Genomic DNA, 16,038 nt, shown 5'->3' on the forward strand with positions numbered 1-16,038 from the left:
ATCCCCGGCCGCCGGGTGCCGCGGGAATTCTGTTTTATTTCGCCGATTTAAGCCGTAAATGACGTAAATCAATATTCAGTTCTGGTAGCTGTTTTTCAGCGGACGACGTGGTAATGGGGAAAAACCGAGGAGGCAGACTCGCTGAACCTGAATAGCGCAGCCGGCGGGCCGGCGGCAAAAAAAATGGCCCCCGGTGGCGACACCGGAGGCCATAACCTCTGACCGTGAGTTACTGAATGGTCAGGGTATTGATAATGTTTTCCGCCGCAGTTTGCGCCTGCTGCTGGTTGTCCGCCGGCAGCGTGATCTGCAGGGTCAGCAATTTATCATCCACCTTGCCGAGCAGAACCGAAGACCAGGCGGTCTGTCCTTTGGCGGAGATGATGCTGTCCAGCTGCTGCAGCGTGTGGCCTTTGATCTCAACGGATTTATTGGTCACGACCTGCAGCTGCGGATCGCGGCTGCGCTGCTGCTCTTCCAGACGCTGGGCCAGTACGGACAGCTCTTCAGTGGTGCTGTCGCCCACAATCACGATCACCGCTTTCTGACCTGTGACATCAGAATAGACGTGCATGTTGTTGGCCTGAGTGCCCAGCTTCCCGCTCTGGTCGGTCATCCCTGCGGGCAGGGAGAAGCTCAGCTTGCCGTCCAGCAGGCTCACGGTTTGTCCGCTGGCGTTACTTTCAGCCGCAGCCCCTTCGGTTGGCGCTTTTGAATCGCTGTTATCACAGGCCGCAAGGCCCACAACCAGCAGGCCAATACCGACATATTTAACCAAATTGCGCATTGACATCTTCCTTTCGATAAACGGCCATTAACGGCTCATTCGCTTATCTTATCACATCAGTCTGCGAGTACTCTTAACCTGGCTGCAATGCTGACAAATCAGATTTATCCGCCATTTTTTTCAGCAGCATATTCAACAACATGCCGTACATCGGCAGGAAGAATACGATGCTAATCAGCACCTTGAAGCAGTAGTCAACGATGGCGATTTCTCCCCAGTGGGCCGCCATAAACGGGTCCGGGCTGCGCCAGAAGGCGATAAAGAAAAAGGCCAGCGTGTCGCTGACGTTGCCAAACAGCGTCGAGGCGGTGGGCGCCAGCCACCAGCGGCGATTTTGCCGCAGGCGGTTAAAGACGTGGACGTCGAGGATCTGCCCCAGCGCATAGGCCATAAAGCTGGCGGCCGCGATACGCGCCACGAACAGGTTGAAGTGCGTCAGTGCGGCAAAGCCCTGCCATTCGCCCATATAAAACAGCGCGGAGACGCCGTAGGAGATCAGCAGCGCCGGGACCATCACCGCGAGGATGATGCGTCGCGCCAGCGGTGCGCCAAAAATGCGTACCGTCAGATCGGTGGCGAGGAAGATAAACGGAAAGCTGAACGCGCCCCAGGTGGTATGGAAACCAAAAATGGAGATCGGTAGCTGCACCAGATAGTTGCTGGAGGTGATCACCAGCAAATGGAATAGCGATAGCCAGACCAGCGCTTTTTTACGCTGTACGGTAGTAAAGGGATTCATATTGTGACCTTTTTATGCCCGTTATCCTTCAGGCTGCAGAGGCGTTGCCGCTTTTCTACAACATGAATGAGTGAGGGACTGAAATTTGGGGTGAGGGAACCCAATTAAAAACGGCTGCATGATACTGCGTTGAGAGCGTAATGCAACGGTTGTTTTTCGCGCAAACGTTAACCTGGCTTGCGTCGCGTGCGGGTGGGGGTAAACTAGGGCCGTTTTGTAGACGTGAGATGAAAATGAGCGAACTTTTTTCCAGTCCGGACCACACTTTGGATGCACAGGGGCTGCGCTGCCCCGAGCCGGTAATGATGGTGCGCAAGGCCGTGCGTACGATGCCGGTGGGCGAGACGCTGCTGATTATCGCCGACGATCCGGCGACAACCCGCGATATTCCCGGCTTTTGCCGCTTTATGGAGCACGAGCTGGTGGCCCAGGAGATTAGCGCCCTGCCGTACCGCTATTTGATTCGTAAAAACCACTAGGCTCCCCGCTGAGCGCAGCGCCAGCGGGGAGCGCGCCCGCTATTTCTGACGCAGCAGCCGCAGGGCATTGACGGTGACCAGCACCGTGGCGCCGGTATCCGCCAGCACCGCCAGCCAAAGTCCGGTCAGGCCGAGCAGCGTGGTTATCAGGAAAATCCCCTTCAGCCCCAGCGCAATCGCAATGTTCTGCCGGATGTTGGCATGGGTGGCGCGAGCCAGCGAAATCATCTGCGCCAGGCCGGTTAAGCGGTTATGGGTTAACGCCGCGTCGGCGGTCTCCAGCGCCACGTCGGTGCCGCTGCCCATCGCAATGCCGATGGTGGCCGCCTTCATGGCCGGCGCGTCGTTGATGCCGTCGCCGACCATCGCCAGCGGCGCTTCGGCGTTGAGCGCCATCACCGCCGTGACCTTATCGGCAGGCAGCAGCCCGGCGCGGAACGTCAGCCCCAGCTCGTCGGCGATGGCCGCCGCCGCGCGCGGGTTATCGCCGGTCAGGATCACCCCCTGCACGCCGAGCTGACGCAGATCTTCAACTGCCTGGCGGGCGTCGTCGCGCAGGGTATCGCGCAGCGCCAGAATGCCGAGCAGGATATCCTCACGCAGCACCAGCACCACCGTTTGGCCGGCGCTCTCCAGCCGCTGGATCTGCTCTTCGTACGCCGCCGCCGCCCCTTTACCTGCCGCGCAAATCAGCACCCGGCGGCCGGCAACGTCGGCTTCGATGCCGGAACCGGCCAGCGCGCGCTGGGCGCTGGCGGCGGGGATATTCAGCCCCCGCTGCTGCGCTTCGCGGACGATGGCCTGGGCCAGCGGATGGCTGGAGCCTTGCTCCACCGCGGCGGCCAGCGCCAGCAGGTCGTTCTCATCGATGTCGGCGGTGACGATCGCTGCGCTCACGCGCGGCTGGCCGACGGTCAGGGTGCCGGTTTTATCAAAGGCGACCTGGCGAACCTGGCCCAGCTGTTCAAGCGCGGCGCCGCCTTTAATCAGCGCCCCGCGACGGGCCGCGACCGCCAGCCCGGAGGTGATCGCCGCCGGGGTGGAGATCACCAGCGCGCACGGGCAGCCGATCAGCAGCAGCGTCAGCCCCTTGTAGATCCACGGCAGCCAGGCGCCGGCAAAAAGTAGCGGCGGTACGACGGCCACCAGCAGGGCGACGAGCATAATGGCCGGGGTATAAATACGGCTAAAGCGATCGATAAAGCGCTCGATGGGCGCCCGGCGCTCTTCGGCCTCCTCAATCAGCTTCAGAATACGGTCGATAGCGCTGTCGCCGGGTTCGGAGATAACCTTCAACTGCACCAGACGGTCGACGCTGGTTGCGCCTGCCGCCACGCGCTGGCCGGCGCTGCGTTCCACCGGGACGGATTCGCCGGTTAACGCGCTCTCATCGAAGCTGGCAAACGGCGTCATCAGCTGACCATCGGCGGGGAGGCGTCCGCCGGCGGCGACCTCAATCAGATCCCCGGGGCGCAGGTCGCGCTGGGCGACGGTTTCCCGCACGCCGTCGCGGATCCGCGTGGCGGTGTCGGGCTTGAGGGCCATGAGCGCGCTGACGCCCTGGCGGGCACGGCTGGCGGCCCAGCCCTCAAGGCGTTCGCCGATCAGGAACAGCAGCAGCACCATCGCGGCTTCGGCGGTGGCGCCGATAAACAGCGCTCCGATGGCGGCGACGCTCATTAGCGTTTCAATGGCAAACCAGCTGCCGCTTCTCATCAAACGCACGGCCTGGCGCGCGACCGGCCACAGGCCTACGAGGGTGGTGGCAACGAAGGCCAGCTCGCCGAAGGGATGGTTAAACTGCTCCAGCCCCCAGCTCAGCGCCATCATCAGCACCAGGGTTATCAGCGGCAGATTCTCCCGCAGCCGGGAGGTTTCCTGCTGCGGAGTATCTTCATCGCGCAGGGTATAGCCCGCCGAGCGCACCGCGCTTTCCACCTGCGGACGGATATCGCTCCCGGCGTTCACCAGCAGTTTTTCCGTGGCAAACAGCACCTGTACCTGGCTGACGCCCGGCACCTGGCGCACGGCATTTTCAACCTTGCGGGCGCAGGCGGCGCAGTCCATGCCGTCGACCAGCCAGCTGTAGCGCGCGGTTTCCAGGGGTTCTTCGCGGGCCTGCGCCGCGCAGGAGGAGTCCGTACAGCAGCTGTCAGGCTGTGCGGCAGCGGGCTTTAATTTGAATGACGAGAACTGTGGGACTTTTTTATCCTGAGCTTCTGGAGTCGACATGGGACCCTCCGGGTAATGATAATTTTCTCATTGCCCAGAGGATACACTCTGGAGTCGACTCCAGAGTCAAGCGCTAAATTAGAGGTACAGCGCGCGCACGATCAGGAAGTGCCCGGCGAAGTAGAAGGCGGCAGCAATCGCGTTATCGGCGCGGAAGCGACGGCGATAGTGGCTGACCAGCCAGACAATATTACCCAGCAGCAGGAAGGCGGCGCCGGTAAAGCCGGAGAGGGCGGTATCGGTCGGGCGCACGAACCACAGCTCGCCCGCCAGCCAGACCATCACCAGCGTCATGCCGATAAAGGTGAATACCGGCAGGCGCATCTCTTCCAGCCGGGTCCAGATAACCGCCAGCAGCAGCGCGCCAACGACCAGCAGCACCAGCGGCAGCGGCCAGAAAAATGACAGCGTCATCTGGCTGGCAAACCAGATGGTATAGAGCAGATGCGAAAGGAAAAAGGCGCCGACGGCGTACATCACCCGCTGACGCGGCAGCAGCGTCAGCGCGTCGCCGACCAGCGAGGCGCACAGGCCGGCCAGCACCAGATAGCTGATGGCGTTGAACATCGGCGCCTGCCAGGCAAGCAGCAGCAGCAGAATGAGCGTGACGGGTTTAAACAACCAACGTTGCCACGTTGGCCCACGATAGGACGCATCGACGTAAAGCCATGCGGAAAAACAGACAGCAATAAACGACCAAAGCATAGTGAGTCCCTGTATCTGTTATCGCTATACCCGCCGCCTTACAGGCCGCAACCCGAGATGCATAGGGTATAAGTAGTTGTACTGACGGTACTAATGTTCAGTGTAGTGGCTCGGGAGGGCAGATGACAACGTTAATCAAGGCGCGGTATGCTGATTCCTGAGAATTCCTGGGGGTAAGATGAATGAGTAAGATCCCGCTGTTTTTTATTATCGTCGTGGCCATCATTGTGGTGGCGGCATCGGTTCGCTATGCGCAGCAGCGGCGGGAAAGCAGGGACAACGACGCCGCGCCGCTGCTGCAAAGACAGGTGGTGGTGAGCAACAAGCGGGAAAGAGTGATTAACGATCGCCGCTCGCGCCAGCAAACCGTCGCTCCGGCCGGCAGCGAGATGCGCTATGACGTCAGCTTCAGGCCGCAAACCGGCGGGCTCGAAGTCAGCTTTCGTCTCGAAGAGGCGCAGTATCATGCGCTTAGCGTGGGTGACAGGGGAATGCTGAGCTACAGAGGCTCAAGGTTCGTCGCGTTTACGCCAGATCCTTGAGCCTGCTGCGTCCGGCTATGCTACGCGCCGGGCGCCATCACTTCTTACGCAGCGTGGCCTTGAGCTTTTTCTGCCAGGCAACCAGCTCGAATACGCCGAAAACAAAAATACGCACCTGCTCGAAGCGGCCCAGCGGCGGCGCATCTTTCGGCTGAGTGGCCTTCAGCAGCGTCAGCTGCAGGCCGTGCATCAGGATCATAAAGATAAGCGCAACGTTGACGAAAATGTTCAGCGGCTTAGGGAAAGGCTGAAACAGGTTTAAGAGCAAAAAGGCCCATACGCACAGCATCAGTACCCGGCCCAGATTAATCAGCATTCTTTTCTCCTTGTGCCTCTCGTTGATAGAGGCGGTAGGCGACCTGTCCGGCCACTTTCTCACGATACAGGTGCCAGCCGGCCGGTACCGGCGGTAGCCCATTTTCGACTTCACTTTCGACGTAGATCAGCGCCTCGTCGGCAAGCCAGCCGTTGCTCTCCAGCAGCCGCAGCGTCTCTTCCAGCAGCCCTTTACGGAACGGCGGGTCGACGAACGCTATCTGGTGCGGCGTGCCGGGCTGATTAAGCCAGGTCAGGGTATTGGTGTTGACCACCGTGCCGTTGCTGGCTTTGAGGGTCGCCAGGTTTTTCTGCAGCTGCTGGGCGACGCCGCGCTCCATCTCCAGCAGCGTGGTGCTGCCCGCGTAGCGGGAGAGCGCTTCCAGGCCCAGCGCGCCGCTGCCGGCAAAGCAGTCCAGGCAGCGCGCGTCGACCATAGACGGCGCCAGCCAGTTAAAAAGGGTTTCACGGACCCGGTCGGTGGTCGGGCGCAGGCCCGGGCTCTCCGGCACCGGTAATTTTCGGCCCCGCCACTGTCCGCCGATAATGCGGATCTGGCCGCTGCCTGCGTGGTTTGGTTTCTTCATCTCTCTGCTCAAGTCTCAACTTCCAGCCTGCTATTCTAGCGATCGAAGGCGGATGACGAAACCTTAATCCGGGGGCGGTGATGCGCGTTAAGTTAAGTGATAGACTATCCGACTAATTTCATTATTTTTCAGCTTCCGCGACAGATATGCCGAAGCTGTGCCATGAATAATCAGCGAGGAGTGTAGTCGCAAATGGCGAAAGAGAAAAAACGTGGCTTCTTTTCCTGGCTGGGCTTTGGACAAAAAGAGCAGGCGCAGGAAACAGAAGTTGAACAAAAAGTAGAAGGGCTGCAGGACGCGGCGGAGCAGGCTCCTGCCGAACAAGCGCCGGCTGAGACCGCCGTGGCGCCTGAAGCCGAAGCGGAGCGCGCCCCGGAGCCGGAGAAAGCGGACCCGGAGGCCTTTGCCGCAGACGTCGTTGAGGTCACCGAACAGGTTGTCGAAAGCGAGCAGCCGCATCCGGTCGCAGAAACCATCGTGGAAGAGGCGGTTCAGCCGGCGGCCGCGATAGACGCTGCGCCGACCGTTGACGAAGTGGAAGAAGAACCTGTCGTCGAGCCGCAAGCGCTACCGGCCGTCGTCGAAGAAGCGCCGGTGGAAGAGCCGCTGGTTGAAGAGGTGATTGCCGAGCCGGCGGTCGCCGAAGCGCTTGCTGAACAAGAGCCGGAAGAGACTATCGCCCAGCCGCAGGCTGCCGTCGCGGAAGAGGCGCTGATTGAGGACGAGCCCGCGCTGTCCGACGATGAGCTGGAAGCCCAGGCGCTGGCGGCGGAAGCTGAGGACGAGGTCGAGCCGCAGGAAGCCGCTCAGATCGAGCAGGAGAAGCCGACGAAAGAGGGCTTCTTCGCCCGACTCAAGCGCAGCCTGGTTAAAACCAAACAGAACCTCGGTTCCGGATTTATCAGTCTGTTCCGCGGCAAAAAAATAGATGATGATCTCTTCGACGAGCTGGAAGAGCAGCTGCTGATCGCCGACGTCGGCGTGGAAACGACGCGTAAGATTATTACCCATCTTACCGACGTCGCCAGCCGCAAGCAGCTCCGCGATGCCGAAGCGCTGTATGGCCTGCTGAAAGAGGAGATGGGCGATATTCTGGCTAAGGTTGACCAGCCGCTGAACGTTGAAGGGAAAACGCCGTTTGTTATTCTGATGGTTGGCGTCAACGGCGTGGGTAAAACCACGACCATCGGCAAGCTGGCGCGTCAGTTTGAGCAGCAGGGTAAGTCGGTCATGCTGGCCGCGGGGGATACCTTCCGCGCCGCCGCGGTAGAGCAGCTGCAGGTTTGGGGTCAGCGGAATAATATCCCGGTGATTGCGCAGCATACCGGCGCGGATTCGGCTTCGGTTATTTTCGACGCCATTCAGGCCGCTAAGGCGCGCAACGTTGACGTCCTGATTGCCGATACCGCGGGTCGTCTGCAGAATAAATCGCACCTGATGGAAGAGCTGAAGAAAATTGTCCGCGTGATGAAGAAGCTCGACGAAGATGCCCCGCATGAAGTGATGCTGACAATTGATGCCAGCACCGGGCAGAACGCGATTAGCCAGGCCAAACTGTTCCATGAGGCCGTTGGCCTGACCGGCATCACGCTGACTAAGCTGGACGGTACCGCGAAAGGTGGGGTTATCTTCTCGGTTGCTGACCAGTTCAGTATTCCGATTCGCTATATTGGCGTTGGTGAACGTATTGAGGATCTGCGTCCGTTTAACGCGGGCGACTTTATTGAGGCACTTTTTGCCCGAGAGGATTAATCATGATTCGCTTTGAACAAGTCAGCAAAGCCTATCTCGGTGGGAGACAAGCGCTGCAGGGGGTGAACTTCCACCTGCAGTCGGGCGAGATGGCGTTCCTGACCGGCCACTCCGGCGCGGGGAAAAGTACCCTGCTCAAGCTTATCTGCGGCATCGAGCGGCCGAGCGCCGGCAAAATTTTGTTCGGCGGCCACGATATTAGCCGCCTGAAGAGCCGTGAGGTGCCGTTTTTGCGCCGCCAGATCGGCATGATTTTCCAGGACCACCATCTGCTGATGGATCGCACCGTGTTTGATAACGTGGCGATCCCGCTGATTATTGCCGGCGCCAGCGGGGATGATATCCGCCGCCGGGTGTCGGCGGCGCTGGATAAAGTCGGGCTGCTGGACAAAGCGAAAAATCTTCCGATCCAACTCTCCGGCGGTGAGCAGCAGCGCGTGGGCATCGCCCGCGCGGTGGTGAACAAGCCGGCGGTGCTGCTGGCGGATGAACCGACCGGTAACCTCGACGAGGCGCTCTCGGAGGGGATTTTACGACTGTTTGAAGAGTTTAACCGCGTAGGGGTTACGGTTCTGATGGCGACGCACGACCTGGGGCTGATCTCCAGTCGTTCGTATCGCATGCTGACCCTGAGCGACGGGCATATGCACGGAGGCCACTGGGGTGAATAAGCGCGACGCAATAAACCACATTCGCCAGTTTGGCAGCCGATTTGACCGCATCCGCAATGCTGCAGGGGCAGGCGGCGGGCGCAATGCGCCGAAGCGGCCAAAAGCGGCGCCGAATCCGGCTTCTCGTAAAAGCAACGTTTTCAATGAGCAGGTGCGCTACGCCTGGCACGGTGCGGTACAGGATCTGAAAAGCACGCCGCTGGCCACTTTCCTGACTATCATGGTCATCGCCATTTCGCTGACGCTGCCGAGCGTGTGCTACATGGTGTACAAAAACGTTAACAGCGCGGCGTCGCAGTACTATCCATCGCCGCAGATCACCGTCTACCTGGAGAAGACGCTGGACGATGACGCCGCGGCGCGGGTGGTCGGGCAGCTGCAGGCGGAGCAGGGCGTAGAGAAGGTCAACTATCTGTCGCGGGATGAAGCTTTAGGCGAGTTCCGCAACTGGTCCGGCTTTGGCGGCGCGCTGGATATGCTGGAAGAGAACCCGCTGCCGGCGGTGGCGATTGTCGTGCCGAAGCTGGATTTCCAGGGAACCGACTCGCTCAACACCCTGCGCGATCGGATTAAGCATATTCAGGGCATCGATGAAGTCCGCATGGATGACAGCTGGTTTGCGCGCCTCTCTTCGCTGACCGGGCTGGTTGGCCGCGTCTCGGCGCTGATCGGCGTGCTGATGGTGGCCGCCGTGTTCCTGGTGATTGGAAACAGCGTGCGCCTGAGCATCTTTGCCCGCCGCGATACCATCAACGTGCAGAAGCTGATTGGTGCAACGGATGGTTTTATCCTGCGTCCGTTCCTCTACGGCGGCGCGCTGCTGGGCTTCTGCGGTGCGTTTTTATCGCTGATCCTGTCGGAGATTATGGTGATGCGCCTGTCATCGGCGGTAACGGAAGTGGCGAAGGTATTCGGGACTCAGTTTGAGCTCAGCGGTCTGGGCTTCGACGAGTGTCTGCTGATGCTGATCGTCTGCTCGATGATCGGCTGGGTTGCAGCCTGGCTGGCGACGGTGCAACATTTACGTCACTTTACTCCCGATTAAAAATTTTCTGGTATAATCTTTCCCTGCACTGACTGAATGTCTCTCTGCAGGGAAAGAGTCCCTGTTGTCTCTTCCCTACGCTTCATCTCCATGTCACATTTTGTGCGTAATGTATTCACACCGTTGCATGGAACTTGTGGATAAAATCACTGTCTGATACTAATGTGGGTGATATTCTCGTTGCTCATAAACGCTGGCATGATTGTTGCCCGGCTGTCTAAGCGGGAACTGTCGAGCCAGACGATATCGATTGAGAGGATTTGAATGACCAAAGATATGCAAACTTTAGCCTTAGCCCCCGTTGGTAACCTGGAATCCTACATCCGGGCTGCGAACACATGGCCGATGTTATCGGCCGATGAAGAGCGGGAGCTTGCTGAAAAGCTGCATTACCAGGGCGATCTGGAAGCAGCGAAAAGGCTGATCCTGTCTCACCTGCGCTTTGTTGTTCATATTGCTCGTAACTACTCGGGCTATGGCCTGCCGCAGGCGGACCTGATTCAGGAAGGCAACATTGGCCTGATGAAAGCCGTGCGCCGTTTTAATCCGGAAGTCGGCGTGCGTCTGGTCTCCTTTGCCGTGCACTGGATTAAGGCCGAAATTCACGAATACGTTCTGCGTAACTGGCGTATTGTGAAGGTCGCGACCACCAAAGCCCAGCGTAAGCTGTTCTTTAACCTGCGTAAAACCAAGCAGCGTCTGGGCTGGTTTAACCAGGATGAAGTGGAAATGGTTGCCCGTGAGCTGGGCGTATCAAGCAAAGACGTGCGCGAGATGGAATCGCGTATGGCGGCGCAGGATATGACCTTCGACATGTCGTCGGACGACGAGTCCGATAGCCAGCCGATGGCTCCGGTGCTCTATCTGCAGGATAAAACGTCTAACTTTGCCGACGGTATTGAAGATGATAACTGGGAAGAGCAGGCGGCAAACAAGCTGACCGACGCGATGCAGGGCCTCGACGAGCGTAGCCAGGATATCATCCGCGCCCGCTGGCTGGACGAAGACAACAAGTCCACGCTGCAGGAGCTGGCGGATCGCTACGGCGTTTCGGCTGAGCGCGTACGCCAGCTTGAAAAGAACGCCATGAAGAAACTGCGTACCGCTATCGAAGCGTAAGCCTGTTCCCGGCATTAAAAGAAGCCCCCGCTGTCTCAGCGGGGGCTTTTTGTTTTTTTATCCCTCCAGGCTTCAACCATATTAATTTCTTCTTCCGCTGGGCTTGAATGCCGGGCAGGCGCTATTGTTTTTAGACAGGCATGACTTACTAAATTCATATAGGGAGAAGGCGGGTGAAAAATAACGATCTTAATCAGCGTCGACAGCAGGCGACGCCGCGTGGCGTGGGCGTCATGTGCGACTTCTACGCGCAAAAGGCCGAGAACGCGACGCTGTGGGATATTGAAGGCCGGGAGTTTATCGATTTTGCGGCGGGGATTGCGGTGCTCAACACCGGGCATCGACACCCCAAAGTTGTCGCCGCGGTGGCCTCGCAGCTGGAGGCTTTTACCCATACGGCCTATCAGATTGTCCCCTACGCCAGCTACGTCACGCTGGCCGAACGCATTAACGCTTTGGTGCCTGTCTCCGGCGCCGTCAAAACGGCCTTCTTCTCCACCGGCGCGGAAGCGGTAGAGAATGCGGTCAAAATTGCCCGCGCCTGGACCCGTCGTCCGGGAATCATCACCTTTGGCGGCGCTTTCCACGGCCGAACCTACATGACGATGGCGCTGACCGGCAAGGTGGCTCCCTATAAAATCGGCTTCGGCCCGTTCCCGGGATCCGTTTTCCACGCTCAGTATCCCAATGCGCTGCACGGCGTCAGCAGCGAAGAGGCGATAAAAAGCCTCGAGCGCCTCTTTAAGGCCGATATCGCAGCGGATCAGGTGGCGGCCATCGTCATTGAGCCGGTACAGGGCGAGGGCGGGTTCAACGCAGCGCCTGCCGGATTTATGCAGGCGCTGCGTGCGATCTGTGATACCCACGGCATCCTGCTGATTGCGGATGAGGTGCAGTCTGGCTTTGGGCGAACCGGCAAGCTGTTTGCGATGGAGCACTATAGCGTGCAGCCCGACCTGATCACGATGGCGAAAAGCCTGGCGGGTGGAATGCCGCTTTCGGCGGTGGCCGGGCGGGCGGAGGTGATGGATGCTCCCGCGCCGGGCGGCCTTGGCGGCACCTACGCCGGGAACCCGCTGGCGATTGCCGCCGCGCACGCGGTGCTGGATGTGATTGCCGAAGAGCAGCTTTGCCAGCGGGCAAATGAGCTTGGCCACCATCTGGTTGAGGTCCTCAACCAGGCCAAAGCGTCGTGCCCGCAGATTGCCGAGGTGCGGGCGCAGGGGTCGATGGTTGCGGTCGAGTTTTTTGATCCGCAAACCGGCGAGCCGTCGAGCGCGTTCACTCAGGCCGTCCAGCAGCGCGCGCTGGCTGAAGGGCTGCTGCTGCTGACCTGCGGCGTTTACGGCAACGTCATCCGCTTCCTCTATCCGCTCACCATCCCCGATGCGCAATTCCGCCAGGCGCTGGCGATTATTCAGCGCGCGCTGGCCGCATAGCCCCACATCTCGCCACTCTGCGGAGTGGCGTTCTGCTTCAGTCACATAACTGTTACATAACCTAAAAAAATGTTGTTTCAAATTCTGAAAAATGGGATATGTTCTAGCATAGTGTGCTGCAAAGGCGCGAGCGGCAGACCTTAATCTAGCTATCATATGCTTTTCTTATGTGATTAATTAGAATAATGCGCTAAAAAACAACATCACAACAAATGCAAAAAACCATAATAATGGGGAGCTTCAGGATGAATATGAAGGGTAAAGCGTTACTGGCAGGATGTATCGCCTTGATAATGAGCAATGCAGCGCTGGCTGAAGATATCAAAATTGCCGTGGTTGGCGCGATGTCTGGCCCGGTGGCGCAGTATGGCGATCAGGAGTTTACCGGCGCTGAGCAGGCGGTTGCCGATATTAACGCGAAGGGCGGTATCAAAGGCAATAAGCTGCAAATCGTAAAATATGATGATGCCTGCGACCCGAAACAGGCGGTAGCGGTGGCTAACAAAGTCGTTAATGACGGCATTAAGTACGTTATCGGCCACTTATGCTCCTCTTCTACTCAGCCGGCGTCCGATATCTATGAAGACGAAGGCATTCTGATGATCACCCCGGCCGCAACGGCGCCGGAGCTGACCGCGCGCGGATATAAAATGATTCTGCGCACCACCGGCCTGGATTCTGACCAGGGCCCGACGGCGGCTAAATACATCATTGATAAGGTGAAACCGAAGCGTATCGCTATCGTTCACGATAAGCAGCAGTACGGTGAAGGTCTGGCGCGCGCGGTGCAGGATGGCCTGAAAAAAGGCGGCGCTAACGTCGTGTTCTTTGACGGCATCACCGCCGGTGAGAAAGATTTCTCCACGCTGGTGGCGCGTCTGAAGAAAGAAAATATCGACTTCGTTTACTACGGCGGCTATCACCCGGAAATGGGGCAGATTCTGCGGCAATCGCGCGCGGCCGGCCTGAAAACGCAGTTTATGGGACCGGAAGGCGTAGCGAACGTTTCCCTGTCTAACATTGCCGGTCAGTCCGCTGAAGGCATGCTGGTCACCAAGCCGAAGAACTATGACCAGGTTCCGGCGAACAAACCGATCGTTGACGCCATCAAGGCGAAAAAACAGGATCCGAGCGGCGCGTTTGTCTGGACTACCTATGCGGCTATCCAGTCGCTGCAGGCGGGCCTGAACCAGTCTGAAGACCCGGCAGCCATTGCGAAATACCTGAAGGCAAACTCTGTTGATACCGTGATGGGGCCGCTGTCATGGGATGCGAAGGGCGACCTGAAAGGCTTCGAGTTCGGCGTGTTTACGTGGCATGCCGATGGCACCGCGACCGACGCCAAATAATTTAACCTTCGCCTTTCACGCTACAGGTGCGTTGGCTGCGCTCTTCAACCCCGGTCACTTACTCATGTAAGCTCCCGGGGATTTCAGAGCTTGCCGCCTGCCTGTAGCGCGAAATTCTCGGTTAAATAAATGGCCTCTTTTAGGCCGGGAAAAACAGAGATTATGGGTTAAATAAACGGTCGCTTTGCGGCCGGGAAAAGCAGGGGATTATTGGTTAAATGCGGCGTGATTGTGGTCGGAGAAAGCGGTCGTTCTCGGCTAAATAAATGTCATGCTGGACAAACTGAAGTTACCGTCGCCCGGATAAGGCGCGATGCGCCGTCATCCGGAGTTTTCCCGCTTCGTTTTTAACGCTTTTCCCAACCGCCGTTATGGGCGCTGAAGCCCAGCGCTTGCATAAACGCTGACATGACGCGGTGGTCTTCAATACCGGTATCCGCCATCCGCCAGCGACCGATTTCTGGATTTCTTTGCAGCACTTCTTCCACCAGATACTGCCCGACGCCGCGACGGCGGGTGACTTCGCGCACGCACAGCGCGCTCAGCTCGCCCTCTGCGCCGTCTAAGGTCACACAAACGGCGGCCAGCAGGCGCTCGTTAAAGCGGGCGGCGTAAATAGCGTGGCTTTCATCCATTGGGATCCCGGCCAGATCGCGTGACGGCCAGATTTTCCCTAAATCGATGCGATCCTGATCGCTGAAGTGCGTTAAACGAATAATGGTCAGTTTCATGCGCGGCAAGTCCAGTCAAAACGGATGCGTCAGTGTACCTAAAATGACTGCCCGGCGGAGCGCTGTTTTTTGCGCATTCATCAGGCGATTCGTTTTCCTGGCGAATGCAGGGTAGCGCAATGCGTTATGGATCGAAAAATAAGCAGAGTTTTAACCTAAAGTGCAGCGTTTTATTCCGCCATAAGTATCGTTATTTTATGCTGAAAACGGGACTTTTTTTGTTTATCTTCGCGAGAATACAGAATATTATCTTTGCTTAATCGCCTGAAAAATAGAGATTTTAATCTGGTTTCCGGCAAAAAACTGCGCTAAACCATTAAAGATCATGGTAAAAGTAGCGTTGTTTAATAAAAGCACAGAATGCTTTTTAACCATAAAAATACAAAATATTTACACCACATTACGAACGGGGTTCTGAAGCATGAAAAGGAACGCGAAAACAATCATTGCGGGATTAGTCGCACTGACCATGTCGCACGCGGTAATCGCCAAAGAGATAAAAGTCGCCGTCGTGGGGGCGATGTCCGGTCCGGTAGCGCAATGGGGCGATATGGAGTTCAACGGTGCGCGTCAGGCAATTAAAGATATTAACGCGCAGGGCGGGATTAAGGGCGATAAGCTGGTTGGCGTGGAGTATGACGACGCCTGCGACCCTAAACAGGCCGTCGCGGTGGCGAACAAAATCGTTAACGAAGGGATTAAATACGTTATCGGCCACCTCTGCTCCTCCTCAACCCAGCCGGCCTCCGATATCTACGAAGATGAAGGCATTCTGATGATCTCTCCGGGGGCCACTAACCCCGAGCTGACCCAGCGCGGCTATCAGTACATCATGCGTACCGCCGGCCTCGACTCCTCGCAGGGGCCGACCGCCGCAAAATATATTCTGGAAAAGGTTAAACCGCAGCGTATTGCTATCATTCATGACAAGCAGCAGTACGGTGAAGGCCTGGCGCGTTCGGTCCAGGAGAGCCTGAAAAAAGGCAACGCCAACATCGTCTTCTTCGACGGGATCACCGCCGGTGAGAAAGACTTCTCCGCGCTGCTGTCTCGCCTGCAGAAAGAGAATATTGATTTCGTTTACTACGGTGGCTATTACCCGGAAATGGGGCAGATGCTGCGCCAGGCGCGGGCTAACGGCCTGAAAACCGTCTTTATGGGTCCTGAGGGCGTGGGCAATGCTTCGCTGTCCAATATCGCAGGCGCCGCGGCAGAAGGCATGCTGGTGACAATGCCGAAACGCTATGACCAGGATCCGGCAAACAGCGCTATCGTAGACGCGCTGAAAGCGGAGAAAAAAGATCCGAGCGGGCCGTACGTCTGGATTACCTACGCTGCCGTGCAGTCCTTAGCGCAGGCGATGGACAGAAGCAGCAGCCAGGAGCCGCTGGACTTAATCAAAGATCTGAAAGCTCACGGCGCGAAAACCGTGATTGGGCCGCTGAATTGGGACGAAAAAGGCGATTTGAAGGGATTTGAGTTTGGTGTCTTCCAGTGGCACGCGGATGGGTCATCCTCGGCCGCAAAATAAGACAACCACTCGCAT

The 16,038-nt window shown here is 58.0% G+C and carries 16 protein-coding genes; 9 read left to right on the forward strand and 7 right to left on the reverse strand.

The window, feature by feature from the left end:
* Positions 1–229: 229 nt before the first annotated feature.
* Entirely contained in the window at positions 230–787 is a 558-nt protein-coding gene (locus tag MMW58_RS01445) for a DcrB family lipoprotein (protein WP_076946173.1), read from the reverse strand.
* Between the two features lie 73 nt (positions 788–860).
* The gene (locus tag MMW58_RS01450; RefSeq protein ID WP_041143064.1) at positions 861–1,526 is read right to left on the reverse strand and encodes a 7-cyano-7-deazaguanine/7-aminomethyl-7-deazaguanine transporter; all 666 of its coding nucleotides are present in this window, start codon (positions 1,524–1,526) and stop codon (positions 861–863) included.
* A gap of 233 nt (positions 1,527–1,759) precedes the next feature.
* Between MMW58_RS01450 and tusA the strand changes: the two genes are divergently transcribed.
* Complete coding sequence (gene tusA, locus MMW58_RS01455) at positions 1,760–2,005, forward strand: sulfurtransferase TusA (protein WP_041147480.1); 246 nt, start codon at positions 1,760–1,762, stop codon at positions 2,003–2,005.
* 39 nt (positions 2,006–2,044) lie between these two features.
* On the opposite strand, the gene zntA is transcribed toward tusA, so the two are convergent.
* Together zntA and MMW58_RS01465 are read right to left on the reverse strand one after the other, a co-directional pair.
* Positions 2,045–4,237: a Zn(II)/Cd(II)/Pb(II) translocating P-type ATPase ZntA gene (gene zntA, locus MMW58_RS01460; protein WP_159236536.1), complete on the reverse strand. Its 2,193-nt coding sequence runs from the start codon at positions 4,235–4,237 to the stop codon at positions 2,045–2,047.
* Between the two features lie 78 nt (positions 4,238–4,315).
* The gene (locus MMW58_RS01465; protein ID WP_045853992.1) at positions 4,316–4,942 is read right to left on the reverse strand and encodes a lysoplasmalogenase; all 627 of its coding nucleotides are present in this window, start codon (positions 4,940–4,942) and stop codon (positions 4,316–4,318) included.
* 191 nt (positions 4,943–5,133) lie between these two features.
* Between MMW58_RS01465 and MMW58_RS01470 the strand changes: the two genes are divergently transcribed.
* Positions 5,134–5,484 carry a DUF2500 domain-containing protein gene (locus MMW58_RS01470; protein WP_166646200.1) on the forward strand — a complete coding sequence of 117 codons (351 nt, stop codon included), beginning with the start codon at positions 5,134–5,136 and terminating at the stop codon, positions 5,482–5,484.
* Between the two features lie 37 nt (positions 5,485–5,521).
* On the opposite strand, the gene MMW58_RS01475 is transcribed toward MMW58_RS01470, so the two are convergent.
* Both MMW58_RS01475 and rsmD read right to left on the reverse strand, forming a co-directional pair.
* Complete coding sequence (locus MMW58_RS01475; RefSeq protein WP_041143060.1) at positions 5,522–5,800, reverse strand: DUF1145 family protein; 279 nt, start codon at positions 5,798–5,800, stop codon at positions 5,522–5,524.
* The gene (gene rsmD / locus MMW58_RS01480) at positions 5,790–6,386 is read right to left on the reverse strand and encodes a 16S rRNA (guanine(966)-N(2))-methyltransferase (RefSeq protein WP_045853995.1); all 597 of its coding nucleotides are present in this window, start codon (positions 6,384–6,386) and stop codon (positions 5,790–5,792) included. The genes MMW58_RS01475 and rsmD overlap by 11 nt, the downstream gene beginning before the upstream one ends.
* Before the next feature lie 192 nt (positions 6,387–6,578).
* On the opposite strand from rsmD, the gene ftsY reads away from it, so the two are divergent.
* The 6 genes from ftsY to livJ all read left to right on the forward strand — a co-directional run bounded on the left by ftsY (position 6,579) and on the right by livJ (position 13,761).
* On the forward strand, positions 6,579–8,138 hold the full coding sequence (gene ftsY / locus MMW58_RS01485) for a signal recognition particle-docking protein FtsY (RefSeq protein ID WP_241722660.1): 1,560 nt from the start codon (positions 6,579–6,581) through the stop codon (positions 8,136–8,138).
* 2 nt (positions 8,139–8,140) lie between these two features.
* Positions 8,141–8,809: a cell division ATP-binding protein FtsE gene (gene ftsE / locus MMW58_RS01490; RefSeq protein WP_004868565.1), complete on the forward strand. Its 669-nt coding sequence runs from the start codon at positions 8,141–8,143 to the stop codon at positions 8,807–8,809.
* A complete protein-coding gene (gene ftsX / locus MMW58_RS01495) occupies positions 8,802–9,854 on the forward strand; it encodes a permease-like cell division protein FtsX (protein WP_045853997.1) in 1,053 nt (350 codons plus the stop codon). Before ftsE ends, ftsX begins: the two co-directional genes overlap by 8 nt.
* Before the next feature lie 264 nt (positions 9,855–10,118).
* Positions 10,119–10,973 carry an RNA polymerase sigma factor RpoH gene (gene rpoH, locus MMW58_RS01500; protein WP_041143056.1) on the forward strand — a complete coding sequence of 285 codons (855 nt, stop codon included), beginning with the start codon at positions 10,119–10,121 and terminating at the stop codon, positions 10,971–10,973.
* Positions 10,974–11,146: 173 nt separating this feature from the next.
* The gene (locus tag MMW58_RS01505) at positions 11,147–12,412 is read left to right on the forward strand and encodes a 4-aminobutyrate--2-oxoglutarate transaminase (protein ID WP_133600070.1); all 1,266 of its coding nucleotides are present in this window, start codon (positions 11,147–11,149) and stop codon (positions 12,410–12,412) included.
* Between the two features lie 245 nt (positions 12,413–12,657).
* Positions 12,658–13,761 (forward strand): branched chain amino acid ABC transporter substrate-binding protein LivJ, encoded by a 1,104-nt coding sequence (gene livJ, locus MMW58_RS01510; RefSeq protein ID WP_123552469.1) that lies wholly within the window; start codon positions 12,658–12,660, stop codon positions 13,759–13,761.
* Between the two features lie 347 nt (positions 13,762–14,108).
* On the opposite strand, the gene panM is transcribed toward livJ, so the two are convergent.
* Positions 14,109–14,492, reverse strand: coding sequence for an aspartate 1-decarboxylase autocleavage activator PanM (gene panM, locus MMW58_RS01515; RefSeq protein WP_241722661.1), 384 nt, complete (start codon positions 14,490–14,492; stop codon positions 14,109–14,111).
* Between the two features lie 421 nt (positions 14,493–14,913).
* Here panM and livK point away from each other — a divergent pair, with 421 nt between their 5' ends.
* A complete protein-coding gene (livK, locus tag MMW58_RS01520; protein WP_133600068.1) occupies positions 14,914–16,023 on the forward strand; it encodes a high-affinity branched-chain amino acid ABC transporter substrate-binding protein LivK in 1,110 nt (369 codons plus the stop codon).
* The last annotated feature ends 15 nt before the right edge of the window (positions 16,024–16,038 follow it).

The sequence above is a fragment of the Klebsiella sp. HC6 genome (genome assembly GCF_022605325.1).
GTDB lineage: Bacteria > Pseudomonadota > Gammaproteobacteria > Enterobacterales > Enterobacteriaceae > Klebsiella > Klebsiella terrigena.

Coding starts and splice junctions, on each gene's coding strand:
- MMW58_RS01445 (WP_076946173.1), bottom strand. CDS start 787: ATGCGCAATTTGGTTAAATATGTCGGTATTGGCCTGCTGGTTGTGGGC.
- MMW58_RS01450 (WP_041143064.1), bottom strand. CDS start 1,526: ATGAATCCCTTTACTACCGTACAGCGTAAAAAAGCGCTGGTCTGGCTA.
- tusA (WP_041147480.1), top strand. CDS start 1,760: ATGAGCGAACTTTTTTCCAGTCCGGACCACACTTTGGATGCACAGGGG.
- zntA (WP_159236536.1), bottom strand. CDS start 4,237: ATGTCGACTCCAGAAGCTCAGGATAAAAAAGTCCCACAGTTCTCGTCA.
- MMW58_RS01465 (WP_045853992.1), bottom strand. CDS start 4,942: ATGCTTTGGTCGTTTATTGCTGTCTGTTTTTCCGCATGGCTTTACGTC.
- MMW58_RS01475 (WP_041143060.1), bottom strand. CDS start 5,800: ATGCTGATTAATCTGGGCCGGGTACTGATGCTGTGCGTATGGGCCTTT.
- rsmD (WP_045853995.1), bottom strand. CDS start 6,386: ATGAAGAAACCAAACCACGCAGGCAGCGGCCAGATCCGCATTATCGGC.
- ftsY (WP_241722660.1), top strand. CDS start 6,579: ATGGCGAAAGAGAAAAAACGTGGCTTCTTTTCCTGGCTGGGCTTTGGA.
- ftsE (WP_004868565.1), top strand. CDS start 8,141: ATGATTCGCTTTGAACAAGTCAGCAAAGCCTATCTCGGTGGGAGACAA.
- rpoH (WP_041143056.1), top strand. CDS start 10,119: ATGACCAAAGATATGCAAACTTTAGCCTTAGCCCCCGTTGGTAACCTG.
- livJ (WP_123552469.1), top strand. CDS start 12,658: ATGAATATGAAGGGTAAAGCGTTACTGGCAGGATGTATCGCCTTGATA.
- panM (WP_241722661.1), bottom strand. CDS start 14,492: ATGAAACTGACCATTATTCGTTTAACGCACTTCAGCGATCAGGATCGC.
- livK (WP_133600068.1), top strand. CDS start 14,914: ATGAAAAGGAACGCGAAAACAATCATTGCGGGATTAGTCGCACTGACC.